Origin of the sequence: Brevibacterium spongiae (assembly GCF_026168515.1) — a bacterium.
Lineage (GTDB): Bacteria > Actinomycetota > Actinomycetes > Actinomycetales > Brevibacteriaceae > Brevibacterium > Brevibacterium spongiae.
In genome coordinates, this window is the sequence record NZ_CP093443.1 from 2,478,398 (window position 1) to 2,504,617 (window position 26,220).

Sequence of the window (26,220 nt, forward strand, 5' to 3'; positions counted from 1 at the left end):
CTCATGTGCTGCCAACGCCGACGTCCTTGACCTGCCGAGCATTGTCAAGGAGTTCGGCGGCGTGGGCCTTCGCCGAGGCGGAGTCATCCATTCCCGCCAGCATGCGGGAGAGCTCGACGACGCGTTCTTCGTCGGTGAGCTCCTGCACTCCCGAGCGCACGGTTTCGGCGTCATCGTCTTTGACGATGGTCACGTGGGTGTCGGCCCAGGCGGCGACCTGCGGCAGGTGCGTGACGACGATGACTTGGGCGTTGCGGGCGAGTTTGGCCAGGCGGCGGCCGATCTCCACGGCCGCTTTGCCTCCAACGCCGGCGTCGACCTCGTCGAAGACGTAGGTGGGGATGGATTCGCTGGCCGCGCGGACGACTTCGATGGCGAGCATGACGCGGGAGAGCTCACCGCCGCTGGCGATCTTGCCGATGTCGTCGGGTGTCGAGGATTCGTGGGCGGCGAAGGTCAGCCGCACCTCGTCGGCACCGTGCGTCGCGGGTTCGCGGGGTGTGAGTTCGAAGGCCACGGTCGCCTTCGGCATCGACAGTGCGGTGAGCTCTTCGCTCACGGCCGCGGAGAATTCCGTGGCGGTGGCGGTGCGGATCTCTGTGAGCGCCGAGGCGGCTTCCTCCATGGCGGAGCGTGCCTCGTCGAGTTCGGCGTCGAGTCCGTCTAGGTCACGATCCTCGGCTTCGAGTTCGGTGAGTTCGGCCGCGGACCGGGTTTCGAAATCGAGGACTTCGGCGACGTCCTGACCGTAGGGGGCCAGCGTGCCGAGTTCCGCGCGGCGGGCTTCGGTCTCCTCCAGCGAGGTCTCGCCGAGTTCGTCGAAGCCGGAGAGGTAGGAGGAGAGTTCTGCGGCGGAGTCGGAGAGCCTGAGCACCGCATCGCCCAGGGCCTCGCGAATGGTGACGAGTTCCCTGTCGGAGGATTCGACATCGCTGATGGTGCTGATGGCCTGGTGGACGAGGTCAACGGCGGCCCCGGCATCGTCGATCTCGGAGCCCAGCAGCAAGTCGTGGGCGGCACCGACGGCGCGGGTGATCTCGGCGGCGGCGCCGAGCTTCGCGGCCTGCGCGGTCAGCGTCTCGTCTTCGCCGGATTCGGGCCGGACCTTGTCGATGGCCTCGAGGCAGCCGCGCAGCCACAGGATGCGTTCGCGGCGGGCGGCGGTGGAGTCCTTGATCCGCGCGACGCGGGTCTCGGTCTCCTTCCAGGTGTCGAACGCGGCACGGTAGCGGTCGGCCACCTCGGCGAGTTCCTGCCCTCCGGCGGCGTCGAGGAGCTGCCGCTGCTGGGCGGTGCCTTTGAGGCGCAGCTGTTCGGACTGGCCGTGGAGGGTGATGAGGTCCGAGGAGATGTCTGTGAGCACGGAGATCGGCACGGTGCGCCCGCCGGCGGTGGCGCGGGCTCGGCCCTTGAGTGCGACGGTGCGGGAGATGATCGCTTCGTCCTCGGCGCTGCCGCCGGCATCGATGATGCGTTCGCGCACGGGATCGGCGACATCGGTGAAGATGCCTTCGACTTCGGCTTTCTCTGCGCCCTTGCGGACGACCCCGGACCCGACTTTGCGGCCCATGAGCAGGGACAGGGCGGAGACGAACATCGTCTTGCCGGCACCGGTCTCACCGGTGACGACGGTGAAGCCGGTATCGAGTTCGACCTCGGCTTCGGCGATCACGCCGAGGTGGGAGATGCGCAGTTCGGAGATCATTCAGGCCTCCTTGATCGGGCCCCGCCAGCCGGAGACGGGCAGGCGGAACTTCGCGACGAGTCGGTCGGTGAAGGGTCCTGTGTGCAGGCGGGCGAGACGGATCGGCGAGGCCGAGCGGGTGGCTTCGACCCGGGCGCCGGCGGGCAGTTCGAGGGCGCGGCGGCCATCGCACCACAGGACGGCGGAGTGGTCGGGATTGTTCGTGGAGATCTCGACACCGAGGCGGGAGTTCGGGCTGACCACGAGCGGTTCGGCGAACAGGGCGTGGGCGGAGATGGGCACGAGGAGGAGGGCCTCGACCTCGGGCCAGACGATGGGACCGCCGGCGGAGAAGGAGTAGGCGGTGGAGCCGGTGGGGGTGGCGAGGATGACGCCGTCGCAGCCGAAGGAGGACACTGGGCGGGCGTCGACGCCGAGGACGACGTCGATCATCCGCGACTTCGAGGTCTTCTCGATGGTTGCCTCGTTGAGTGCCCAGGCGTTGAAGATGTTCTCGCCTTCGTGCCATACGGACACGTCGAGGGCGAGTCGCTCCTCGACGAGGTAGTCGCGTTGGGAGACGCGGTGGACCGCCTCGGCGAGGTCTTCCCTTTCGCTTTCGGCGAGGAATCCGACGTGGCCGAGGTTGACGCCCATGAGCGGAGCCCCGGAACCGTGGAAGCGTTCGGCGGCGCGGAGGATGGTGCCGTCGCCGCCGAGGACGATGACGAGTTCGCAGGCGTTCTTCCACTCCCCCAGCTCGGAGGAGTCGATGACGATGCAGTGGCGGAGGATGTCGGCGTCGGCGACGGTTTCGCTGCCTGTGGCGCCGGCCTGTCGGGCGCGGATGCCGACGATCTCGTCGTCGAGGACGACGGGGGTGATGCCGTCGTCGAGGAGAGCCTTGAACACGCTGACGGCTGCCACGGCCGACTCTTCACGTTGGGGGTGCAGCAGCACCATGATGTGTCTGGTCACGACTCTCCTCTCATAATCGTCTCCAGGTGGATGGGCAGGGATGCTTCGTCGAGCCTATCGGACTCGTCGGGTGTTCGGCCTGGGCGAACACGCAGGAAGTACTCCCGGTTTCCGCTGGGTCCCGGCAACGGCGAGGGCGCGATGTCGGTGACACGGGCCGAGTGTTCGCTGACGGCGGAGAGGACGGACTCGAGCGCGCGGCGACGGTTGCTGCCTGACGTGACGACTCCGTGTTTGTCGAGGGAGGATCGGGAGAGCTCGAATTGGGGTTTGACCATGAGCAGAAGCTCACCGGTCGCTGCCGTGGCGGCCAGCAGGGGTTCGATGAGCAGACGCAGGGAGATGAAGGAGACATCGGCGACGACGAGGTCGACGACGGGCACATCGGAGTTCCCGAGTTCGCGCAGGTTGAGTCCTTCACGGACGTGGACGCGAGGGTCCTCGCGCAGCAGGGTCGCGAGCTGGTCGTGACCGACGTCGACGGCCCAGACTTCTCTGACTCCGTGGTGGAGGAGGACCTGAGTGAAGCCGCCGGTCGAGGCACCTGCGTCGAGGGCGGTGAGACCGTCGAGGGCTGGGCGGGTGAGGGCAGGGCTGCTGAGGTCGGACTGGTTGAGGTCGGACCGGCTGACGTCGGAGCCGCTGAGGTTGAAGGCGTCGAGCGCGCCGAGGAGCTTGTGGGCGCTGCGGGCGACCCAAGGATCGGGTTCGGTGACGCTGAGTTCGTCGGATTCGGCGACGTCGTGTGAGGCCTTGGCGGCGGTGCGGCCGTTGACGCTGACGCGTCCGGCGGCGATTTCGCGGGCGGCGCGGGAGCGGGAGTTCACCAGGCCGCGGTCGACGAGTGCTCGGTCGAGCCTGCTCACAAGGAGCCCACCTGGGAGTCGAGTTCGTCGAGCAGGGCACCGAGGCGCTCATGCCGCTGCGCCGCGGGAGCGTCTTTGGTCTCGGCGAGGTGGGTCCGCCAGGAGTCGACGGGCACGTCCCCGCTCACCGAAGCCGGCGTCGGAGTCGGCGTCGGAGTCGGAGTCGGCTGTGTTAAGTCCGACTGAGCCGGAGGGGTCGGTCGCGGTGTTTCGGTCACTGCTCCTCCTCGGTTCGGGCTCCGATGTCGGCACGGGCTCCGGTTTCGGTACGGGCTCCGGTTTCGGCCCAGTCATCGATCGTGCGGGGCAGCGTCCCTTCGGCCAGCACCGCCTCGGCGTCGGTGTCACCTGCGTCGATGGCGGCCCACGCCTCGTGCAGTGCGGTCTCGACGCGTTCGGCCTCACTGCGGTCACCGCCGGTGATGAGGGCTGTGAGGCCGCGCAGGTTCGGCAGGATGTACGTCGGCCGGCGCTGGGGTTCGGCGCGGAGAGCATCGTGGATGTCATGGATGCCGGTGAGCACGAGTGCGGTCTCGTACCCGGCGGCGCGTCCGCCTTCGATGTCAGTGTTCAGGCGGTCGCCGACCATGAGCGGCCGCCGTGCGCCGAGGCGGTCGGTAGCGAATTCCATCATGTGCGGTGCGGGTTTGCCGACGATGACCGGCTGGGTGTCGGTGAGTCGGGCCATGAGTTCGACGAATGCGCCGTTGCCGGGGACCTTGCCGGTTTCGGTGATGAGTGAGAAGTCGGGGTTGCTCGCCCACCATTCGGCGCCGGAGCGGATGATGGTGCAGGCGCGCACGATCGTCTCGTAGTCGATGTGCGGGTCGAGTCCTTGGGCGATGGCCACCGGTTCGGCGTCCGGGGAGTCCGTGATCTCGAGTCCGGCGTCTTCGAGGGCGATTCGCAGCCCGGTGGTGCCGACGAGGTGGACGCGGGCGCCGGTCCCGAATCGCTCGGCGAGGCGTTCAGCGAGCACCTGCGCCGAGGTGGTCACTTCATCAGCGGTGGCGTTGATGCCCAGCCCGGTGATCTTCTGTGCGGTCGCCTCAGCGGTGCGGGTGGCATTGTTCGTCACATAGTTGACGGGGATCTGCTGCGAGTGGAGCCAGTTGATGCCGTCGGCGGCTCCGTCGATCGCGTGGGTGCCGTGGTAGACGACTCCGTCCAGGTCGAACAGGACACAGTCGATGGGCACGCCCGGGGTTTCGGGCGCGGAGCCGTTCGACGTGTGTGCCTGTTCGACGGAGGAAGTCACTTGTCGCCGTCGACCTCAGTGGTCTCGGAAGCGGTGTCGGTCTCTGCGTCGGCGAGGATCTCGTCGAGTTCGGCTTCGATCTCGTCATCGGTGACCTTGACGGACTTCAGTTCCTTCGCCGAGATGTGCGTCTTCGACGCAGCAGTCGGAGCTGCAGGCTCGGCCGTGGAATCAGCATCGGTGGCCTCCGTGGTCTCCGTGGTCTCCGCCGCCTCGGCGTGCTTGGTTTCGTCTGCGGCGACCTGGTCGGTTTCGTCTGCGGAAACGTCGTCCGCGGAATCATCGGCGGCCGCTGCGTCGACTGAATCCTCGGGCTCGTCTTCGACCTCTTCGACGGTTTCGATCTCGACGCCGGCGTTGAGGTCCGGTTCCTCGTCACCGAACAGCGTTCCGGTCGCCTTGGCGGTGCGACGGGAGAGCTCTTCGTACTTGTCGGCGAGTTCGCCTTCACCGTCGATGCGAAGCACCTCGGAGTAGGCGGCCATGAGGCGGACCAGGGCGCCGCTGGGCTTCTGGGTGAAGTCTTCGGCTTCGATGAGTCGGCGTGCTCCGGCGATGTCTTCGAGGTCGGACTTCGCTCCGGCGGCGACGATGACGAGTTCGGTGTGGGCGTCGTTGTCGAGGTCGAGCTCTTCGGACTGCTTCAGCAGCTCGATGGCCTTCTCCGGCTTGCCGCGTCCACGTTCAGCATCGGCAATGAGCGCAATGTTGTCGTTCGATCCGGAGATGCGGCGGTGGGTGCGCAACTCGCGCACAGCTTCGTCGTAGTTCTCCACGTAGTACGCAGCGATACCAAGGGCTTCGCGGACGACGGCGACGCGACCGGCGCGTGCCATGGCGGCCTTCGCGTGTTCATGGGCGCGTTCGGGATCGAGATCGAGCAGCCCACCTGCTGCGACGAGGTGCTTGGCGACCATAGCCGCGTTCTCTTTGTCGAGGGAACGCAGCTGGCTGAAGATCTCTTTGTCGAGCTCGCGGCCGGTGACGCCTTCGGGAATCTCAGGTTCCTGGATGCGTGGGCGGCGGGCACGCTGCTCGCGTGCGTATTCGCCGGTGTCCGTCTTGCGCGGGGCGCGACGATCATTGTCGTTGCGACCGCGTCCTCCTCGACCGCCTCGGTTGTCGTCCCGACCGTGGCCGCGGAATCCACCGCGACGGTCGTCGTCGCGACGATCGCGGTTAAAGCCGCCTCGGCGGTCGTCGTCACGGCGGTTGCCCTGGTAGCCGCCACGGCGATCATCATCGCGACGATCACGGTTGAAACCACCACGGCGGTCATCGTCGTTGCGACGATTCCCTTGGTAGCCGCCACGGCGATCATCGTCACGACGGTTGCCTTCGTAGCCACCACGGCGATCATCATCGCGGCGTTCACGGTTGAAGCCGCCTCGGCGATCGTCGTCGTTGCGGCGGTTCCCTTGGTAGCCGCCACGACGATCATCGTCCCGGCGATCACGGTTGAAACCACCACGATGATCATCATCGTTGCGACGGTTGCCCTGGTACCCACCACGACGATCATTATCGCGACGGTCGCGGTTGAAGCCGCCGCGACGGTCACCGTCGTTGCGGCGGTTCTGGCCATACCCACCGCGACCGTCGTCATCGCGACGGTTCCCCTGGTAACCGCCTCGGCGATCATCGTCGTTGCGACGGTTCCCCTGATAGCCACCGCGACGATCGTCATCCCGTCGGTTCCCCTGATAACCACCGCGACGGTCATCGTCACGGCGATTGCCCTGGTAACCGCCTCGGCGATCGTCCCGGTGATCGGAATGGCGTGGCCCGCGGCCGTCCCGGTTGTCCGGTCGACGGTTGCGATTATTGTCGCGATCTGAGCGGCGACCGCCATCTGCGCGGCGGTTGTCCTGGCTGTCTCGCGAATCCCCTTGGGCCACGATTCTCCCTATGAAGTCTTTTGAATGTTCCGCTCCATTCTAGTGCACTCACCGCCGAGTCGCCCTGTGTGCGGGGACACGTCAGACTCCCCCGCAGGGGCCTCTATCGGCGGATCGACGCCCAGGTCACCGCCTTAGGCCTCTGTTAGAATCAAGGCGAATCCAGTCGAACGGCCAGCAGAAATCGAATCGGTTCGGCGGCAGCGGCACCACGCGTCGCCTCGGCACCAGGGGATCAATGACAGCGGACGTGGAAGACCAGTGCGCGGACGACACCTTTCTGCGTGCTTCCACGAGCAGAGAATCCACTCCGAACACCGTTCCCGATCCCCCACCGAATGCCTCCTTCGTCGCAGCGTCAACCCCAGTGCCTTTCGGTCCGCCGACCTGCTCCCATCGCGCACAGACAATGAGCAATCTCACCTGCCTTTGTGACCAGCATCATCGGATTGAGCATTCGGCCACCGTCTTCGCATATTGTGTTCCCCGGAAGCATGAGAATCGACGCGGCCGAAACGCCTCGCATCCCAGGTCAGGCAGCAGGTCAAGCGGCAGCTCAGACAACAGTTTCAGGGCGCTCGGACAACCCGGTGACGCCACCTGCTCCACTGCCGCGGTCGCGCCTTCGACCCCTCAGATCACACAGTCGTTCACCCGCTAGGAAAAGGAGAAATCGTGCCAAACACACTCTTCATCGACGGACAGTGGGTTTCAGCCGTCAACGGTGGAACCCGCAAGATCCACAATCCGGCCGACGGCAGCTTCGTCGCCGAGGTGGACGAAGCCAGCCCAGCCGACACCGAGCTGGCGATCAGGGCCGCCCGCCGCGCCTTCGACTCCGGTGTCTGGTCCTCCGTGCCGACCAGCGAACGCGGCGACCTGCTGCTGAAGTTCGCTGCCGTTCTGCGTGAACGCAAGGACGAATTCGCACGTGCCGAGTCCCTGGACACCGGCAAGCGCTTCGTCGAGTCGCAGATCGACATGGATGACATCGCGAACTGCTTCGACTACTTCGGCAAGCTCGCCGGAAACGATGCCGGCCGCGTCGTCGACGCCGGAACCGACACCGTCGCTTCGAAGATCGTGCACGAGCCGGTGGGCGTCTGCGCTCTCATCACCCCATGGAACTACCCGCTGCTGCAGGCCGCGTGGAAGATCGCCCCGGCCATTGCCGCCGGCAACACGTTCATCCTCAAGCCCGCCGAACTCACCCCGCACACCGCGATACTGACCATGCAGGTGCTCGAGGAGCTCGGACTGCCGGCCGGTGTCGGCAACCTCATCCTCGGTGCCGGTGCCGATGCGGGTGCTCCGCTGTCCACGCATGAGGACATCGACATGGTCTCCTTCACCGGCGGCCTCGTCACCGGTCGTCTGCTCGCGAAGAACGCTGCGGCGACGGTGAAGAAGATCGCCCTCGAGCTCGGCGGGAAGAACCCGAACGTCGTCTTCGCCGATGCCGACTTCGAGGCTGCCGTCGACAACGCGCTCAACGCCGCCTTCGTCCACTCCGGTCAGGTGTGCTCGGCCGGTGCCCGACTCATCGTCGAGGAATCCATCGCCGAGGAGTTCGTCAACCGCCTCGTCGAGCGTGCCGAGCAGATCCGCCTCGGTGGTCCCTTCGATGAGAACGCCGAGACCGGTCCGCTGATCTCCGCCGCACACCGCGACAAGGTGCATGCCTATGTTGAGAAGGGTGTGGCCGAAGGTGCACGCCTGCGCTGCGGCGGCAAGTTCGGCGAAGGAGAGCTGGAGAACGGCTTCTACTACCTGCCGACAATCCTCGACCAGGTCAAGCGCGGAATGTCCGTGGTCTCCGACGAGGCATTCGGTCCCGTTGTCACCGTTGAGACCTTCTCCACCGTCGACGAGGCGGTCGAGATCGCCAACGACACCTACTACGGGCTCGCCGGCGCCGTGTGGAGCCAGGACGCGGGCAAGACCCAGCTTGTCGCCCAGCGTCTGCGCCACGGCACCATCTGGATCAACGACTTCCACCCCTACCTGCCGCAGGCCGAGTGGGGCGGCTACAAGCAGTCGGGCTTCGGTCGCGAACTCGGGCCCACGGGTCTGGCCGAGTACCAGGAAGCCAAGCACATCTACCAGAACCTCGAGCCGGCCGTCACCGGATGGTTCCCCGACCACACCAAGTGACACCCAGCACTTCGCAGACGCATATCGAGAACCAAGGAGAATAGACAGTGAAGACCACTCACAGCTTTGACTATGTTGTCGTGGGCGGCGGCTCGGCGGGTGCCGCCGTGGCAGCTCGCCTCAGCGAGGATCCCGAGGTCAGCGTCGGACTGCTCGAGGCCGGCCCGACCGATGTCGACCAGGACGTCATCCTGCGACTCAACCGGTGGATGGAGCTCCTCGAATCCGGTTTCGACTGGGACTACCCCATCGAGGAGCAGGAGAACGGCAACTCGTTCATGCGCCACGCTCGGGCGAAGGTCCTCGGCGGCTGCTCGTCCCATAACTCCTGCATCGCCTTCTGGGCCCCGCGGGAGGACCTCGACGAGTGGGAGAACAAGCACGGTGCGGCCGGTTGGGGTTCGAAGGACACCTTCGGTCTGTACAAGAAGCTCGAGAACAATGAGCTGCCCGGCGACCACCACGGCCACGACGGTCCTGTGTCGCTGATGAACGTGCCCCCGGTCGACCCGTGCGGTGTGGCTCTCCTCGACGCCTGCGAACAGGCGGGCATCCCCCGCGTGCAGTTCAACGACGGCGAAACCATCATCAACGGCGCGAACTTCTTCCAGGTCAACCGCAAGGAAGACGGCACCCGTTCGTCCTCCTCGGTGTCCTACCTGCACCCGATCCTCGACCGTGAGAACCTCACGATCCTCACCGACACTCAGGCCAAGGAGCTCGAGTTCGATGAGAACGACAACTGCACGGCCGTGCACGTGGTCAACAACGCCTTCGGCAAGACCAACCGCATCGAGGCGAAGAAGGAAGTCATCGTCTCCGCCGGTGCCATCAACACCCCGCAGCTGCTCATGCTCTCTGGCATCGGTCCGAAGGACCACCTCGCCGAGGTGGGGATCGAGGCTCGCGTGGATTCGCCGGGAGTCGGATCCCACCTCGGCGACCATCCCGAGGCTGTCATCAGCTGGGAAGCCAAGAAGCCCATGGTCGAGGATTCGACCCAGTGGTGGGAGATCGGCATCTTCTCCCCCACCGAGGAGGGACTCGATCGTCCGGACCTGATGATGCACTACGGTTCGGTGCCGTTCGATATGCACACCCTGCGTCAGGGCTACAAGACCTCGGAGAACTCCTTCTGCCTGACCCCGAACGTCACGCATGCGAAGTCACGCGGAACCGTGCGTCTGCGTTCGAAGGACTTCCGTGACAAGCCGAAGGTCGATCCTCGCTACTTCACCGATCCGGAGGGCCACGACATCCGCGTCATGGTCGCCGGCATCAAGAAGGCCCGTGAGATCGTCTCGCAGGACGCAATGTCCGAGTGGGCCGGCGAAGAGCTGTTCCCGGGCAAGGACGTGCAGACGGACGAGGACATCGCCGCTTACGTCAAGAAGACTCACAACACCGTCTACCACCCGGTCGGCACGACCCGCATGGGTGCGACCGATGACGAGATGTCGCCGCTGGATCCGCAGCTGCGGGTCAAGGGCGTGAACCGTCTGCGCGTCGTCGACGCCTCGGCGATGCCGGAGATCACCACGGTCAACCCGAACATCACCGTGATGATGATGGGCGAGAAGTGCGCGGAGATGATCAAGAACGGTCAGTGAGCATCTTGAGCTCAGCTCCGCCTCGGTGAGGTGAGAATCGCCGAGGCGGCCTGAGCCGAACCGATCACGACGACGAAGGGGCAGCTGCGTTTCGCAGCTGCCCCTTCGTCATGCCCGGACCGAGTCCATCATGCCTGGAATTGTCGATCCGGGTCCCGGAACCTACCCGGCGTCGTCCTTGCCCTCGTTTCGTCGGCTGCCCGTGCGACTGGCCAGGGTACCTTCACGACGTCCCTTGTGTCCGTGCGCCTCGATGTAGGGATCCCGGAATTCCGGTGCCGGTTCGACGGCTTCGGGTTTGGTGACGACATCCTCTTCGTCGTCGTACTCATGACCGAATTCGTCATCGCCGCCGACCCGACGTTCGACCTCCTCGGGCGGCAGCACCTTCTTCCACCTGCGCATCCGCACTCTGGGCAGCACTCCGGCGTCCTCGCGGAGGGCTCGCATGAGGGCGTAGATCTGGAAGTAGGCGATGATGAAGAACGGCAGGCCGACGAGGATGATCGTCGACTGCAGCGCCTCGAGACCGCCGCTGCCGGAGAAGACGAGCAGGGTGGCCGTGACGACGGCGACGGACAGGGCCCAGAAGATCCTCTGCGGCAGCGGGTTGAAGTCCTCATGCCCGTTATTCATCGTGTCGACGACGAGTGCCGCCGAGTCGACCGAGGTGACGAAGAAGATGATGACGAGGACGATCGCGATCACCGAGACCGGTCCTGCAAGCGGGTAGTGGTCGAGGAACGCGAAGAGCGCCCCCGGGATGTCGCCCTGGTCGACGACCCGGTCGACGAGTCCCCCGCCCTGGTTGAGCTCGATGTCGAAGGAGGCGTATCCGAAGATGCCGAACCACAGGATCGAGAAGGCCGAAGGAACGGCGAGCACGCCGATGACAAACTGTCGGATCGTGCGACCGCGGGAGATGCGGGCGATGAAGATGCCGACGAACGACGACCAGGTGATCGTCCACGCCCAGTAGAAGACCGTCCAGGTGTTCTGCCATCCGGTGTTCGCGAACGTGTCGTTCCACAGCGCCAATTCCGGCAGCTGGTGGACATAGGAGCCGAGGGATTCGAAGACGCCCTTGGCCATGAACAGGGTCGGGCCGAAGACGACGATGAAGACGAGCAGCAGCACCGCCATGACGATGTTGATGTTCGACAGCACCTTGATGCCCTTGTCGAGACCGAGCGAGACAGAGATCGTCGCCAGACCGCAGACGACGCCGATGATGATCAGCTGCCACAGCGCGTTCTCGGGAATGCCGAGGACCTGGGCGAGGCCGCCGTTGATCTGCAGGGTGCCGAGACCGATCGATACGGCGATGCCGAAGACGGTGCCGATGATGGCGACGACGTCGATGGTCTTGCCGATCGGCCCGTGGATCTTCTCGCCGAGGATGGGCTGGAAGATCGAGCTCACGCGCGGTGGCAGGTTCCGCTTGTGGATGAAGTAGGCGAAGCACAGTGCGGGAAGGGTGAAGATCGTCCACGTGTGCAGGGTGAAGTGGTAATAGGTGAAGTTCATGGCATCGGCCGCGGCAGCCGCCGTGCCGGGTTCGATGCCCGTCGATTCACGTGGTGGTGCACCGAAGTGGCTCACCGGTTCGGCGACTCCCCAGAACATGAGGATCGAACCGATGCCGGCGGCGAAGAGCATGGCGAACCAGGCGCCGTTCGAGTGTTCCGGTGGTTCGTCGTCAGGGCCGAGCTTCGCCCTGCCGTACCGTGAGGCGGCGATGTAGATGAGGAAGCCGAGGAACACGGTCACGCCGAGGATGTAGAACCATCCGAGATTCGTCAGCAGCCAGTCGGATGCGACGGAGACGCCCGCGTCGAGCTGTTCGGTGAAGAAGATCGTCCCGAGGACGAAGATGATGATCACGGCCGCGGAGGAGAAGAAGATGGCCGGATTCGTACGGAGTCTCAATGCATCGTGAAGCTTGTTGAGCATGGGTGCATCCTTCCTGAGTGCTGTGTAGCAGAGGAACCGTGTGGCCAACACTACAGAAGTCGGCCCATGCTCGGGAAGTACAGAGCGGAGCCCCGATCGATGTGATCGGGGCTCCGCTCGAAGGGTCGAAGACTGGCTGTGGGTCAGTGCTTCGGTGGCCCGTCCTGACCATGCTCGTCGAGGGGGTCGAGGTCGTCACCAAGACGACGACCCGGCTCGCCTGTATGCCCGCGGTCTCGGCGAAGGCGGTAGTCATCGGCCGCCTGCTCGTCATAGCGGGCATCGCCGCCATCACGCACAGGGGTGTCGCCGCGTCCGTCCACGACAGGTTCGCCATAGCCGGCGCCGCGTCCGTCGCGCGGCGCGGACGCTCCGCGATCGTCGACATAGGGTTCCTCGCCGCGAACGTCGCGGACAGGGCGTTCGCCGGCGCCATCGGACAGAGGTGCGCCACCGCGATCATCGCGGACAGGTCGTTCTCCCGCACCGTCAGACAGAGGTGCCCCACCGCGATCATCGCGGACAGGTGCATCGCCGTGGAACTGATCGCCCTCAGGACGACGCTCATCGCGAAGCGGCTGGCGCTCATCGTTCAGGCGACGGTCGTCGGCAGGTGGGACCTGCCCATCGGTACGGTAGTCCTCGTCGCGATGGACGCGCTCTGCGTCTGGCTGAGGACGGTCGTCGACTGGGCGGCGATCAGCTGCGTTGACCTGCTCGCCGCGATTGACCTGATCACCGGTGTTGACCTGGTCGCCGTGATGTCCTTCGGGACGAGCTCCGGGTGTGGCTGCACCGAAGTTCCCGTCCGAACGACGTCCATTGCGGTCAGCATCAGGAGTGTCCGGATCAAGCTCGTCGGCGCGCTGCAGCCGACGATCGTGTTCGAGTCGTTCCTCGCGCACGCGTTCTTCGCGCTTCGCAGCCTCCGAGTCGAGCTGTTCGGCCTCGGCGGCCTGACGATCGGCATCCGCGGCGCGAGCGTCAGCTTCAGCTTTCGCGCGCTTTGCCTCGGCCCGCTGCTTCTCGACTTCGGCCTCCCGGGCGCGAACATCGTGCTCTGACTCAGCGGCCTGCTGCCGCAGCTGCGCGGCCTCCTCGCGCTGGCGCTCACGCTTCTTCGCGGCCGCCTTCCGACTGACTGCGATAATGATCCCGACGATGATCAGGACGACGACGATGGCGACGACGATCCAGATGATTGTTGACGCGTTCATGCGATTTCTCCTTTACTGTCTATTCGGATGTCACCGTTCAGTTGCATCCGACACAGCGGACAGTTTCATCGTCGCACGCCGTTGAACATCCAACATGCACAAAGCCTGAGAGAATCATGTGTACCGCGAAGCGGCGAAGGATCGTTGCGAGGTCAGAGAGTTCAGAGCGGAGTGCCGCGTGCGGCCAGTTCAGAGGCCAACCACATAGCCAGATCCTGGGCGCCGACAGCGAGACCTCGGGGCAGACGAATACGAGAGCGGCTGCCGTCGGCAGCTCCCGTGCCATCGATCGTGAGCTCTACCGAGGATGCCGGGCCCTTCTTGAGGATGTGGACGTCGCGAATCCTTGACCAGAGCCAACCATCGGGCGGGCACTCGTGAACCGCGGCCCACACGCCCTCCGTGGTGACGACAACCTGGGCACTGCGCTGTTCCGAGAAGTTGAATCGGCCAAGGCCACGGAGCAGCCGTGCCCCGGAGGTATAGTGCAGCTCGACTCGGCCGGCTTCTGCGAGCTCGCCTCGCAAGGCTTCAAATGTGTTCACATCGATCCTCCTTCGCGGGCCAAGGGCGTATCAATAGGTTATCCGAGCATGAATAAGGGAAGGGCCCCGCCCAACCCTTTACAGGTCGAACGAGGCCTTCCGTCAAAGAATATTGCGGCAGTCACTTACTCTCCCACAACCACCAAGTTGCAGTACCATCAGCGCGCATGGGCTTAGCTACCGGGATCGGAACGGTTAACCGGGCGTTTCCCCACCACTATCACCACCGCAAAACCACACAGACCACCACCACACACCCCACAAGAGGGGTTATGGGCGGTAATGGTCCAAGAACCGCACAGCGAACGCGAACACCAAACAAAAGGCTACATAACACGCACCCCGTCAGGGGTGAAACAATCTTGTCAACACTCTCTTATATGTGTGACCACAAACAAACTCCACGCACACCACCCCAACCAAATAGTTAGAGTGAGTGAGTGATCGGTGTATTAGTACCAGTCAACTCCACACCTCACAGTGCTTCCATACCCGGCCTATCAACCCCATCATCTATAGGACACCTCTCCCGTGCAAAACACGGATGGAAATCTCATCTCGGAGCAGGCTTCCCGCTTAGATGCTTTCAGCGGTTATCCATCCCGAACGTAGCCAACCAGCCATGCTCCTGGCGGAACAACTGGCACACCAGAGGTTCGTCCGTCCCGGTCCTCTCGTACTAAGGACAGACCTCCACAAATTTCCTACGCACGCAGCGGATAGGGACCGAACTGTCTCACGACGTTCTAAACCCAGCTCGCGTACCGCTTTAATGGGCGAACAGCCCAACCCTTGGGACCGACTCCAGCCCCAGGATGCGACGAGCCGACATCGAGGTGCCAAACCATGCCGTCGATATGGACTCTTGGGCAAGATCAGCCTGTTATCCCCGAGGTACCTTTTATCCGTTGAGCGACCACGCTTCCACAAGCCATGGCCGGGTCACTAGTCCCAGCTTTCGCTCCTGCTCGACACGTCCGTCTCACAGTCAAGCTCCCTTGTGCACTTACACTCGACACCTGATTGCCAACCAGGCTGAGGGAACCTTTGGGCGCCTCCGTTACTCTTTAGGAGGCAACCGCCCCAGTTAAACTACCCATCAGGCACTGTCCCTGAACCCGATCAGGGTCCGAAGTTAAGGAATCCACTATGGTCAGAGTGGTATTTCACCGATCGACTCCACATGATCTAGCGACCACGCTTCAACGTCTCCCACCTATCCTACACAAACCACACCGAACACCAATACCAAACTATAGTGAAGGTCTCGGGGTCTTTCCGTCCTGCTGCGCGTAACGAGCATCTTTACTCGTAATGCAATTTCGCCGAGTTCGTGGTTGAGACAGCAGAGAAGTCGTTACGCCATTCGTGCAGGTCGGAACTTACCCGACAAGGAATTTCGCTACCTTAGGATGGTTATAGTTACCACCGCCGTTTACTGGGGCTTAAATTCTCCGCTTCACCCACAAGTGGGTTAACAGGTCCTCTTAACCTTCCAGCACCGGGCAGGCGTCAGTCCGTATACATCGACTTACATCTTCGCACGGACCTGTGTTTTTAATAAACAGTCGCTTCTCTCTGGCCTCTGCGACCACCACCAGCACATCCCCAAGCAAGTTGGGTTCACCGGGATGGTCCCCCTTCTCCCGAAGTTACGGGGGCATTTTGCCGAGTTCCTTAACCACGATTCTCTCGATCACCTTAGTATTCTCTACTCGACCACCTGTGTCGGTTATAGGGTACGGGCAACACACACCCTCACGTCGATGCTTTTCTCGGCAGCAGAGGATCACCAGATCACCCCACCAATGTGGGGCGCCCATCAGCTCTCACACACTTGTGGGGACGGATTTGCCTACCCCCACGTGCTACAACCTTAGACCGTGACTACCATCGCACGGCCTGGCTACCTTTCTGCGTCACACCTCACGCTTACCGACTCCACACTCAGGTCCCCCACTCAGTCCCAACCACAGACCCGAAGGTCTGACGGGGACATCACAGGGTTAGTATCGTGTGTTTTGGTACTGTCGGTTGTGTGTCGGTACCAGAATATCAACTGGTTGTCCATCGACTACGCCTGTCGGCCTCGCCTTAGGTCCCGACTTACCCAGGGCGGATTAGCCTAGCCCTGGAACCCTTGGTCATCCGGTGGACGGGTTTCTCACCCGTCTTTCGCTACTCATGCCTGCATTCTCACTCGAATCGCCTCCACCACTAGTTCACACTGCAGCTTCACCGGCAACTCGACGCTCCCCTACCCAACACCACACCATTACGGCTATTCGTGGTGCTGCCACAACTTCGGCGGTGTACTTAGCCCCGCTACATTATCGGCGCTCAATCACTTGACCAGTGAGCTATTACGCACTCTTTCAAGGGTGGCTGCTTCTAAGCCAACCTCCTGGTTGTCTTCGCAACTGAACATCCTTTCCCACTGAGCACACGCTTAGGGGCCTTAGTTGATGGTCTGGGCTGTTTCCCTCTCGACAATGAAGCTTATCCCCCACTGTCTCACTGCCACGCTGAACCTTGACTGGCATTCGGAGTTTAGTTGACGTCAGTAACCCGGTGGGGCCCATCAGCCATCCAGTAGCTCTACCTCCAGCAAGAACCACGCAACGCTGCACCTAAATGCATTTCGGGGAGAACCAGCTATCACAGAGTTTGATTGGCCTTTCACCCCTAACCACAGGTCATCCCCTCCATTTTCAACTGAAGTGGGTGCGGGCCTCCACGCGCTCTTACACACGCTTCACCCTGCCCATGGCTAGATCACTCCGCTTCGGGTCTAGGACACGCGACTCATACGCCCTATTCGGACTCGCTTTCGCTACGGCTACCCCACACGGGTTAACCTCGCCACGCACCGCTAACTCGCAGGCTCATTCTTCAAAAGGCACGCCATCACAGTCATCTAGATACTGCTCTGACGGATTGTAAGCACATGGTTTCAGGTACTCTTTCACTCCCCTCCCGGGGTACTTTTCACCATTCCCTCACGGTACTATTCCGCTATCGGTCATCAGGAAGTATTTAGCCTTACCAGGTGGTCCTGGCAGATTCACACGAAATTCCACGAGTTCCGTGCTACTCGGGCACACGCACACTGACAGTCGATCGATGTTTCGTCTACGGGACTCTCACCCACTCCGGTCCTGTTTCCCACCAGGTTCGACTACACCCACACACTGACAGACTGGCCATGCTGGACCAGACCATGCGAACCCCACAACACCGTGTACGCAACACCAGCACGCTTGACACGCACACGGTTTAGGCTCATCCAGTTTCGCTCGCCACTACTCCCGGAATCATTGTTATTTTCTCTTCCTGCGGGTACTGAGATGTTTCACTTCCCCGCGTTCCCCCCACATGCCCTATATATTCAGACACGGGTCACCACCCTCACGAGTGGCGGGGTTCCCCCATTCGGACACCCTCGGATCAACGCCTGTTTATCGGCTCCCCGAGGCTTATCGCAGATTTCCACGTCCTTCATCGGCTCCTGATGCCAAGGCATCCACCATGCGCTCTTACACACTCACCACACCCCTACACAAAGGTCGGGTTGATGGGCGTGCGCGAAACAATTGTCTTTCAATCACACAAGATGATGACAAGAAAAATCACATTACATAACACCACAACCCATTGGGTTGCAGCATTGATGCTCGCGTCCACTATACGATTCTCAAACCACTACCAAACACCCACCACCCGCGCCAGCATACCTGCTGCACGGATCCTGGGGTTGGTCCTGTTGGTTGAAACCACACCCAACACATATGTGTTGGGGTTTGTGATTCCAGGACCCAATAACGTGTTCGTTCTAGCCCACCCGAAAACCACAACCGCACCCGGGGCATTGACCCCAGCCAGGCTGTGTGGGCGAGCGAAGAAAAGTGATGTTCCACCCTTGAGCTCCCAACCGGAAACACGTTCGGCTTCCGCTGTTGGGGTTCTGATGTGTGCTCCTTAGAAAGGAGGTGATCCAGCCGCACCTTCCGGTACGGCTACCTTGTTACGACTTAGTCCCAATCACCAGTCCCACCTTAGACGGCCCCCTCCCCATAAGGGGTTGGGCCACCGGCTTCGGGTGTTACCGACTTTCGTGACTTGACGGGCGGTGTGTACAAGGCCCGGGAACGTATTCACCGCAGCGTTGCTGATCTGCGATTACTAGCGACTCCGACTTCACGTAGTCGAATTGCAGACTACGATCCGAACTGAGACTGGCTTTAAGGGATTCGCTTACCCTCACGGGCTCGCCTCTCTCTGTACCAGCCATTGTAGCATGCGTGAAGCCCAAGACATAAAGGGCATGATGATTTGACGTCATCCCCACCTTCCTCCGAGTTGACCCCGGCAGTCTCCTATGAGTTCCCACCATCACGTGCTGGCAACATAGAACGAGGGTTGCGCTCGTTGCGGGACTTAACCCAACATCTCACGACACGAGCTGACGACAACCATGCACCACCTGTACACCAGCTCCAAAGAGAAGAACTGTTTCCAGAACGGTCCAGTGTATGTCAAGCCTTGGTAAGGTTCTTCGCGTTGCATCGAATTAATCCGCATGCTCCGCCGCTTGTGCGGGCCCCCGTCAATTCCTTTGAGTTTTAGCCTTGCGACCGTACTCCCCAGGCGGGGCACTTAATGCGTTAGCTACGGCGCGGAGAACGTGGAATGTCCCCCACACCTAGTGCCCAACGTTTACGGCATGGACTACCAGGGTATCTAATCCTGTTCGCTCCCCATGCTTTCGCTCCTCAGTGTCAGTTACAGCCCAGAGTCCCGCCTTCGCCACCGGTGTTCCTCCTGATATCTGCGCATTTCACCGCTACACCAGGAATTCCAGACTCCCCTACTGCACTCTAGTCAGCCCGTACCCACTGCCCGCGCAACGTTAAGCGTTGCGTTTCCACAGCAGACGTGACCAACCACCTACGAGCTCTTTACGCCCAATAATTCCGGACAACGCTCGTACCCTACGTATTACCGCGGCTGCTGGCACGTAGTTAGCCGGTACTTCTTCTGCAGGTACCGTCACTTTCGCTTCTTCCCTGCTGAAAGCGGTTTACAACCCGAAGGCCGTCATCCCGCACGCTGCGTCGCTGCATCAGGGTTTCCCCCATTGTGCAATATTCCCCACTGCTGCCTCCCGTAGGAGTCTGGGCCGTGTCTCAGTCCCAGTGTGGCCGGTCGCCCTCTCAGGCCGGCTACCCGTCGTCGCCTTGGTAGGCCATTACCCCACCAACAAGCTGATAGGCCGCGAGCCCATCCCCGATCGAAAAACTTTCCACCAGAACAGATGCCTGTACTGGTCGTATCCGGTATTAGACCCAGTTTCCCAGGCTTATCCCGAAATCAGGGGCAGGTTACTCACGTGTTACTCACCCGTTCGCCACTCATCCACCCACAGCAAGCTGCGGGCTTCAGCGTTCGACTTGCATGTGTTAAGCACGCAGCCAGCGTTCGTCCTGAGCCAGGATCAAACTCTCCATAAAAAATTATGTTACGAATGAATCCCAGCAAGACAGTCAACCCACTTCACGGGGTGAAGAAGGTTGACCAAATAAATAACAGACCCGAACACACAATCTGGGTGTCAGCCGGCGAGGGCTGCCACCCGAGTGTTCGAACCTGTCGGTTGTCTTACCAGAAAATATAAATATCTGGCATCACTTATTGTTCAAACAAACACGCTATTGGATTCTCAAACCACAAACACTCACCCATCACCACAACCCACCATTTTGGGCGTGTTCACTGGGGGCGCCAGTTTCATTGTGTGTCACCCACCCGATCCCCAACCCCTCGAACAAACCGTGTTTGTCCTGGTCAGGCCCGGTGGAAACCATGTCTTTCAGACCGTGTTTCCGGCGGGGCAACGAGATATAACTCTAGACCACTCCAACCGAACCGTGCAACTCGGAACCGGACTTTTGGCTGTGACACCCGTCACCGAGCATCGGAGCCCGATCCTGCAGCCCTTTGCGCAGGCTCGCATGCCCCTGGATCGAACCCTCCACGTGTCCCGTCCTGGCGACCGGGGTTTTGTCCTTCATCGTGCAGGTGACTCCCAGCGAATGAAGGTGGTTCGGCCCCTACACTGGCGAAATGACTCAGAAGGAGCAGCGAGAACGGCTGGGCCGCAACGATCTCGATCTCGAAGACGCCTTGATCGACGAGGCTGCGAATACGGTCACAGAGGGTGCCAAGCGGCTGAACCGAAAATGGCCGGAGCTCATCGTCACCGGTCTCTTCGGCGGCATCGATGTCGGTCTCGGCATCTTGGCCATGGTGCTCGTCAAGCAGGTGACGGGATCGGAGATCCTCGCCGGCATGGCGTTCGGCATTGGCCTGCTGGCTTTGAAGTTGGCCCATTCGGAACTCTTCACCGAGGAGTTCCTGGTTCCGATCAATGCCGTCATTGCGGGTCAGGCGAACTGGGTCCAGGTCTTTCGGCTCTGGTCGGTCACACTCGTGACCAATCTGGTCGGCGGCGCGGCCTTCGCCTGGCTGATCGTCCTTGCCCTTCCGACCCATCACAAAACTCTTGCGGATATGGCGCTCGGCTATATCAACCAGTCGTCGATCATCGTGATGCTCGCGCTCTCGCTTCTGGCCGGCGCGACGATCACGTTGTCGACACGGATGCAGCAGGGAACATCGAATGATGTCGTCAAAGCGATCGTCTGCATGATCACCGGCCTCTTGGTGATCGGAGCCAGCATGCTGCACGGAGCGATCAACGCGATCGTCATCTTCGCCGCAATGATGGCAGGTGCAGATATCTCAGTCCTCGACTTCCTGCAGTGGTTTGGAATCGTCATTCCGTTCAACATGCTCGGCGGACTGCTGATCATCACCCTGCCGCGAATCGTGCGCACTCACCGCGTCCTTTGGGCAGTGCGCAAAGGCGACCTCTCCCTCGAAGAGCTCCAAGAACAGAGTTCTTGAACCGGTCGGCTCAGCGAGCTGTGACTCAGGCTCCCCGGTAGCCGGGCATCAGCCGGTCGCTGTCGACGATCTGCTTGCCCAGCGGCATGAGCGAGACGGGGATGAGCTTGAGGTTCGCCCAGCCGAGCGGGATGCCGATGATCGAGACGAACAGCGGAATCGACGTGACGACGTGTCCGATGACCAGCCACACACCGGCGACGATGAGCCAGATGATGTTGCCCAGTGTCGTCGCCACTCCTGCCGGCCTGGTTTCGACGACTTCGCGGCCGAAGGGCCAGAGCGCATAGTTGCCGATGCGGAAAGATGCGATTCCCCAGGGGATCGTCACGATGAAGATGCAGGCGATGATGCCGGCTGCCCAATAGCCGAGAGCGAGCCAGAGTCCGCTGAAGATGAACCAGATGATGTTGAGCAGGGTGCGCATGATCTCCTCTTGCGTTCGTCGTTCGGTTGTCTTCGGCTGGCTGTCCGGTGTCAGTCTGGTCGATCGCAGACCACTTTTCCATGGTGATGGCCCTATGTTGCTGGTCCGGTTGGCCGCACGGTGCCGACCGTTGGCCGGCTACAACGCAATCATTTGTATTCACCGATGACAAGGTTTTCCATTGTCAGGCGAATTTGCCCGGAGCGATGTTGTCGGGTGAATCGGTCGTCGTGAATACGACAGTGCCGCGTCCTCCTGGGCGGGAGGACGCGGCACTGTCGGAGTCTGCGGCTGCTCAGCTGACGATATCAACCGCGCCGAGGGTCTTCTTACCCCTGCGCACGAGGATCACTCCTCCTGCTTCGGTGGGGAGCACCTCGGCGGAGGTGAGCGTCTGGTCCTCGCCGCTGACCTTGACGTTGTTGACGTACGCCCCGCCGTCCTTGATGGCGCGGCGGGCCTCGCCCTTGGACTTCACGATGCCGGCGGCGACGAACGCATCGGCGACGGGCAGGCCTTCGGAGAGCTGGGTCGCGCTGACCTCACCGCGCGGCAGCTCGGACGTCGCGGCACCCAGGGTGGAGGCGTCGAGACCGGCCAGCTCACCTCCGCCGAAGAGGGCGGAAGCCGCGGCGATCGCCTGCTCGTAGGCCTGGCGTCCGTGGACGAGGGTGGTGACATCCTCGGCGAGGGCCTTCTGCGCCACACGGGTGTGCGGGGCCGCAGTGAACTCGGCTTCGATGGCCTCGATCTCGTCCAGCGAACGCAGCGAGAACACCTTGAGGTACTTGACCACGTCACGGTCGTCCGCGTTGAGCCAGAACTGGCTGAACGCGTACGGGCTCGTCAGCGACGAATCGAGCCACACGGTGCCGGATTCGGTCTTGCCGAACTTCGTGCCGTCGGCCTTCGTGATCAGCGGGGTGGCCAGGGCGTGGACGGTCTTCTGCTCGACGCGGCGGATGAGGTCGACGCCGGAGGTGAGGTTGCCCCACTGGTCGGATCCGCCGGTCTGCAGGGAGCAGCCGTAGCGGCGGTTGAGCTCGAGGTAGTCGTTGCCTTGGAGGATCTGGTAGGAGAACTCGGTGAAGGAGATGCCGGCTTCGCTGTTGAGACGGGCGGAGACGGATTCCTTCGCAAGCATCCGATTGACCGGGAAGTGCTTGCCGACGTCGCGGAGGAAGTCGATGGCCGACAGCTGCGAGGTCCAGTCGAGGTTGTTGACGATCTGCGCGGCATGGGGGCCGTCGAAATCGAGGAACTTCTCGACCTGGGCGCGGATCTTCGCCACCCATTCCTCGACGACCTCACGCGGGTTGAGCGTCCGCTCCCCCGACATGCGCGGGTCGCCGATGAGGCCGGTGGCACCGCCGACGAGGGCCAGCGGGTTGTGCCCGGCCTGCTGGAGGCGAGCGGCGGTGAGCAGCTGGACGAGGTTGCCCATGTGCAGGCTCGGCGCCGTCGGATCGAAACCGACGTAATAGGTCAGCGACTCCTCGGCCAGGGCTTTCTGCAGGGCGGCCTCGTCGGTGGAAACTGCGACGAGCCCGCGGGCCTTGAGTTCGCTGAAGATGTCGGTCACTTCGGTCCTTTCGAATCTGTGGTCTGTGCCGGCGCGGAGCCGACAGGTTCAATTCTACGTGCTCGCCGAGGCGGCACTTCCCTTGCCTGCCATCTGAGCTCCTGCGACAGGAAGCATCGTCGGAATCGTGTCCGATCAGGCTTCTCTGTCGCGTGGGTTATTCAGACCGAGTTCACGCTCCAATTCTTCCTGGCTCACTCGCCCGGTTTCCTGGCGAGCAGCAGCCGCAGCGCGAACATCCTCTTCATCTTCGAGCACACTGCGACGTCTGTCGAAAGGATTGGGCGGGTTCTCACGAGACATGGATCTATTGTCTGCCCTTATGTCCGAACACGGCCACGTTCCGCCAGCTGTCTTCGGAAATTTCTTCGGCCGAACAACTGAAGAAACACTAGATTGCGGCATGTTGCAGTTCTTAGAATGAGGCTATTCGAGGAGGCAACAATGACTGCTCACGCATACGATTCGGCAAAGTCATCCGAGCTCGAACTGCACGGACTGACCCACGCTGAGGCACAGGATGCGATCAATGCCTACGCCAAGCACGTCCGACTTCGTGTTCAGGCACGAGCAGACCTCCGCGCGACGGTTGATCGCGCATACGTCAAAGACCTACCACTGGTGTCTGGGGCCACTCAGAAGCAGACAATGCGAACCACAGATGCCCGGGCCCGACTCGTCCAGGACGAAGGTGTGGCCACCTATCAGACTCTCGCAGAGCTCCGCAGAACCAAAGAAGGCGGTGCACGGTCGTGGGTCAATCGACTCCGTAGAGACAATCTGCTGTTCACCGTTGAGGTCAGAGGAAAGACTCTCGTCCCCACCATCCAGCTCTCCGCGGATGGGCAGCTCAACGAACTCGTCAGCGAACACCTCGTCAAGCCGCTGCTGTCTGCAGGTATGGAGTCCTGGGCGTTGTGGTCGTGGCTGACCAGCCCCACGGGGCTGCTCAGCGGAGAGATCCCCGCCGAGGCAGTCGTCAGTGATCGGAAACGTGTGCTTCGGGCGGTCGAACGTCAGGTCGCAAACCTCTCGTTTCCCGTCGGCGCATGAGTCTGGTCTTTGGGCTCGAGGATCTCGGTTGTCCGGCGCCCGACCGCCATCCTGTCGCTGACGGCGGTCGGGTCGATCGGCGAAAGAGCCGGACGCATCGTATTTGACGAGCTGCTCGAGGATCTCGACGTCACGGTGGTATCACCTCTCAGCTGAGTCCGTGCCCGACTCATCCGCGCGCAGAGGAGCGCTTCCGCAGCCAGACGATCAGGGCCGTGACAGCTGAGGCGACGACGGCGCAGAGGCCGATGATTCCGAGGGCCTCACCGAGAACCGCCAAGATTCCTGCTCCGATGTTGGCACCGCCCCCGGTCGGTTTTGTATTTTCGTAGAGTCCCAGGGCGTACATCACCGCACCGACGACGATCAGGGTGACGCCGCTGGTGAGAAGAAACTTTCGCATGTCGGGACCTCCCGAAAAACCGTCGATGTGCCGAAACGGTGCCACAGGATCAGCTGAGAACAAGTTCAACTGCCCATGGGCACCGGTTCGCATATTAGCACAAGGACTCTTCCCTTAATGGCAGAGCACCACCAAGGTCAGCCTCTCACACGCTGCGCGCGGACCCGGCGAACTCCCGCAGGCGAGCAACCTCGGCCTTCGCGTTGGCAAGCTGCGCTTCCACAGCCGAGCGAGCCGTGCCGCCCTTCGCGTTGCGCGAATCGATCGACCCGAGCGTAGTCAACACCTCACGCACCGCAGGTGTCAGATGCGAAGAGATCCCAGCGAAGTCCTCATCGCTGAGGTCCCACAGTTCGACGTCCCGTGATTCGGCCAGCTGCACGCACGCACCGGAGAGCTCATGGGCGACACGGAACGGCACACCTTCGCGCACGAGCCATTCGGCGATGTCCGTGGCCAGCGCGAATCCGCGCGGGGCCAGGTACGCCATGCGTTCGGTATCGAACTTCAGCGTCGCGATCATCCCCGTGAACGCCGGCAGCAGCAGCTCCAGGGTGTCGGTAGCGTCGAAGACCGGTTCCTTGTCCTCCTGCAGATCCCGGTTGTACGCCAGCGGCAGCGCCTTGAGCGTCGACAGCAGCCCGGTGAGATCGCCGATGAGACGACCGGACTTTCCACGCGTGAGCTCGGCGACGTCGGGGTTCTTCTTCTGCGGCATGATCGACGACCCCGTCGAGTACGCATCGTGGAGGGTGACGAACGAGAACTCCTTCGTCGCCCACGCAATGACCTCCTCGGACAGGCGGGAGAGGTCGATGCCGATCATCGTCGTGATGAACAGGTATTCGGCGAAGACATCGCGCGAGGCGGTGCCATCGATGGAGTTCTCCACCGAATCGTTGAACCCGAGATCCGCGGCCACGGCCTGCGGGTCGAGGCCCAACGACGATCCGGCCAGTGCACCCGAACCGTAAGCAGAGACACCGGCGCGCGAATCGAAGTCGGCGAAGCGGGCGACGTCGCGCAGCAGCGGCCAGGCGTGTGCGAGCAGATGGTGGGCCAGCAGCACGGGCTGAGCGTGCTGGAGATGGGTGCGCCCGGGCATCGGCGCCTCGGGGTGTTCTTCAGCCTGAGCGATGAGCACCTCAACAGTGTCGAGGACGAGGCCGGCGACCTCACGGGCATGATCGCGCAGATACATCCGCCCCATCGTCGCAATCTGATCGTTGCGTGAGCGTCCCGCCCGCAGCTTCCCACCGAGCTCGGGTCCCGCAATCTCGATGAGTCCGCGCTCCAGCGACGAGTGCACATCCTCATCGGATTCGGCGGCCACATATTCGCCGGTCTCGACGCGGCGCAGCAGCTCGTCGAGCGCCGAGGTCATCCCGGTCAGTTCGTCGTCGGTGAGCAGACCCGCGTGGTGGAGGACCTTCGCGTGGGCCTTGGAGCCTGCGATGTCGTACTTCGCCAGGCGCCAGTCGAAGTCCGTGGACTTGCTCAGAGCGGCCAGTGCATCGGCCGGACCGTCGGAGAATCGTCCGCCCCACAGGCTCAGTCGTTCGCTCACAGATCGTCCTTTCCCACCAGCACGGATGCGCTGGCCCATTCATTGAAATGAAGAAACTC

Annotated in this window: 19 protein-coding genes and 3 rRNA genes; 6 read left to right on the top strand and 16 right to left on the bottom strand. The window is 62.3% G+C overall.

Annotated features, from left to right (window positions below):
* Nucleotide 1 precedes the first annotated feature (1 nt).
* The 6 genes from recN to L1F31_RS11215 are packed head-to-tail and all read right to left on the bottom strand — an operon-like array spanning nucleotide 2 to nucleotide 5,703.
* Complete coding sequence (gene recN, locus L1F31_RS11190) at nucleotides 2–1,705, bottom strand: DNA repair protein RecN (protein WP_265417374.1); 1,704 nt, start codon at nucleotides 1,703–1,705, stop codon at nucleotides 2–4.
* Nucleotides 1,706–2,662 (bottom strand): NAD kinase, encoded by a 957-nt coding sequence (locus L1F31_RS11195; RefSeq protein WP_265417375.1) that lies wholly within the window; start codon nucleotides 2,660–2,662, stop codon nucleotides 1,706–1,708.
* Nucleotides 2,659–3,528, bottom strand: coding sequence for a TlyA family RNA methyltransferase (locus L1F31_RS11200; protein ID WP_265417376.1), 870 nt, complete (start codon nucleotides 3,526–3,528; stop codon nucleotides 2,659–2,661). Before L1F31_RS11200 ends, L1F31_RS11195 begins: the two co-directional genes overlap by 4 nt.
* A complete protein-coding gene (locus L1F31_RS11205; RefSeq protein WP_265417377.1) occupies nucleotides 3,525–3,746 on the bottom strand; it encodes a hypothetical protein in 222 nt (73 codons plus the stop codon). The genes L1F31_RS11200 and L1F31_RS11205 overlap by 4 nt, the downstream gene beginning before the upstream one ends.
* Nucleotides 3,743–4,786, bottom strand: coding sequence for an HAD-IIA family hydrolase (locus tag L1F31_RS11210; protein ID WP_265417378.1), 1,044 nt, complete (start codon nucleotides 4,784–4,786; stop codon nucleotides 3,743–3,745). The genes L1F31_RS11205 and L1F31_RS11210 overlap by 4 nt, the downstream gene beginning before the upstream one ends.
* Nucleotides 4,783–5,703, bottom strand: coding sequence for a hypothetical protein (locus L1F31_RS11215; RefSeq protein ID WP_265417379.1), 921 nt, complete (start codon nucleotides 5,701–5,703; stop codon nucleotides 4,783–4,785). The genes L1F31_RS11210 and L1F31_RS11215 overlap by 4 nt, the downstream gene beginning before the upstream one ends.
* Between L1F31_RS11215 and L1F31_RS11220 the strand changes: the two genes are divergently transcribed.
* The 3 genes from L1F31_RS11220 (at nucleotide 5,635) to L1F31_RS11230 (ending at nucleotide 10,448) form a co-directional block, all read left to right on the top strand.
* The gene (locus L1F31_RS11220) at nucleotides 5,635–6,624 is read left to right on the top strand and encodes a hypothetical protein (protein ID WP_265417380.1); all 990 of its coding nucleotides are present in this window, start codon (nucleotides 5,635–5,637) and stop codon (nucleotides 6,622–6,624) included. The genes L1F31_RS11215 and L1F31_RS11220 overlap by 69 nt on opposite strands.
* Nucleotides 6,625–7,359: 735 nt before the next feature.
* Complete coding sequence (locus tag L1F31_RS11225; protein ID WP_265417381.1) at nucleotides 7,360–8,838, top strand: aldehyde dehydrogenase family protein; 1,479 nt, start codon at nucleotides 7,360–7,362, stop codon at nucleotides 8,836–8,838.
* A gap of 47 nt (nucleotides 8,839–8,885) precedes the next feature.
* Nucleotides 8,886–10,448 (top strand): GMC family oxidoreductase, encoded by a 1,563-nt coding sequence (locus tag L1F31_RS11230; protein WP_265417382.1) that lies wholly within the window; start codon nucleotides 8,886–8,888, stop codon nucleotides 10,446–10,448.
* A gap of 162 nt (nucleotides 10,449–10,610) precedes the next feature.
* Here L1F31_RS11230 and L1F31_RS11235 read toward each other — a convergent pair whose 3' ends face one another.
* Entirely contained in the window at nucleotides 10,611–12,401 is a 1,791-nt protein-coding gene (locus L1F31_RS11235) for a BCCT family transporter (protein ID WP_265417383.1), read from the bottom strand.
* Between the two features lie 101 nt (nucleotides 12,402–12,502).
* On the opposite strand from L1F31_RS11235, the gene L1F31_RS11240 reads away from it, so the two are divergent.
* Nucleotides 12,503–13,465: a hypothetical protein gene (locus tag L1F31_RS11240; RefSeq protein ID WP_265417384.1), complete on the top strand. Its 963-nt coding sequence runs from the start codon at nucleotides 12,503–12,505 to the stop codon at nucleotides 13,463–13,465.
* Nucleotides 13,466–13,779: 314 nt separating this feature from the next.
* Here L1F31_RS11240 and L1F31_RS11245 read toward each other — a convergent pair whose 3' ends face one another.
* From L1F31_RS11245 to L1F31_RS11260, 4 genes are all read right to left on the bottom strand, one after another.
* On the bottom strand, nucleotides 13,780–14,163 hold the full coding sequence (locus L1F31_RS11245) for a hypothetical protein (protein WP_265417385.1): 384 nt from the start codon (nucleotides 14,161–14,163) through the stop codon (nucleotides 13,780–13,782).
* 112 nt (nucleotides 14,164–14,275) lie between these two features.
* Nucleotides 14,276–14,394 (bottom strand): 5S ribosomal RNA (gene rrf / locus L1F31_RS11250).
* A gap of 201 nt (nucleotides 14,395–14,595) precedes the next feature.
* Nucleotides 14,596–17,713, bottom strand: a 23S ribosomal RNA gene (locus L1F31_RS11255).
* Nucleotides 17,714–18,145: 432 nt separating this feature from the next.
* Nucleotides 18,146–19,673 (bottom strand): 16S ribosomal RNA (locus tag L1F31_RS11260).
* Together the 16S, 23S and 5S rRNA genes form the textbook arrangement of a ribosomal RNA operon.
* A gap of 613 nt (nucleotides 19,674–20,286) precedes the next feature.
* Here L1F31_RS11260 and L1F31_RS11265 point away from each other — a divergent pair.
* Nucleotides 20,287–21,129, top strand: a complete 843-nt coding sequence (locus L1F31_RS11265) for a formate/nitrite transporter family protein (protein WP_265417386.1) — start codon at nucleotides 20,287–20,289, stop codon at nucleotides 21,127–21,129.
* A 25-nt stretch (nucleotides 21,130–21,154) separates the two neighbouring features.
* Here L1F31_RS11265 and L1F31_RS11270 read toward each other — a convergent pair whose 3' ends face one another.
* The 3 genes from L1F31_RS11270 to L1F31_RS11280 form a co-directional block, all read right to left on the bottom strand.
* The gene (locus L1F31_RS11270) at nucleotides 21,155–21,556 is read right to left on the bottom strand and encodes a YccF domain-containing protein (RefSeq protein WP_265417387.1); all 402 of its coding nucleotides are present in this window, start codon (nucleotides 21,554–21,556) and stop codon (nucleotides 21,155–21,157) included.
* Nucleotides 21,557–21,851: 295 nt separating this feature from the next.
* Nucleotides 21,852–23,138, bottom strand: coding sequence for a tyrosine--tRNA ligase (tyrS, locus tag L1F31_RS11275; RefSeq protein WP_265417388.1), 1,287 nt, complete (start codon nucleotides 23,136–23,138; stop codon nucleotides 21,852–21,854).
* A 135-nt stretch (nucleotides 23,139–23,273) separates the two neighbouring features.
* Nucleotides 23,274–23,441, bottom strand: a complete 168-nt coding sequence (locus L1F31_RS11280; protein WP_265417389.1) for a hypothetical protein — start codon at nucleotides 23,439–23,441, stop codon at nucleotides 23,274–23,276.
* A 345-nt stretch (nucleotides 23,442–23,786) separates the two neighbouring features.
* On the opposite strand from L1F31_RS11280, the gene L1F31_RS11285 reads away from it, so the two are divergent.
* On the top strand, nucleotides 23,787–24,191 hold the full coding sequence (locus tag L1F31_RS11285; protein ID WP_265417390.1) for a hypothetical protein: 405 nt from the start codon (nucleotides 23,787–23,789) through the stop codon (nucleotides 24,189–24,191).
* 169 nt (nucleotides 24,192–24,360) lie between these two features.
* On the opposite strand, the gene L1F31_RS11290 is transcribed toward L1F31_RS11285, so the two are convergent.
* The gene (locus L1F31_RS11290; protein ID WP_265417391.1) at nucleotides 24,361–24,594 is read right to left on the bottom strand and encodes a hypothetical protein; all 234 of its coding nucleotides are present in this window, start codon (nucleotides 24,592–24,594) and stop codon (nucleotides 24,361–24,363) included.
* Between the two features lie 145 nt (nucleotides 24,595–24,739).
* Nucleotides 24,740–26,161, bottom strand: a complete 1,422-nt coding sequence (gene argH, locus L1F31_RS11295) for an argininosuccinate lyase (RefSeq protein ID WP_265417392.1) — start codon at nucleotides 26,159–26,161, stop codon at nucleotides 24,740–24,742.
* Between the last annotated feature and the right edge of the window lie 59 nt (nucleotides 26,162–26,220).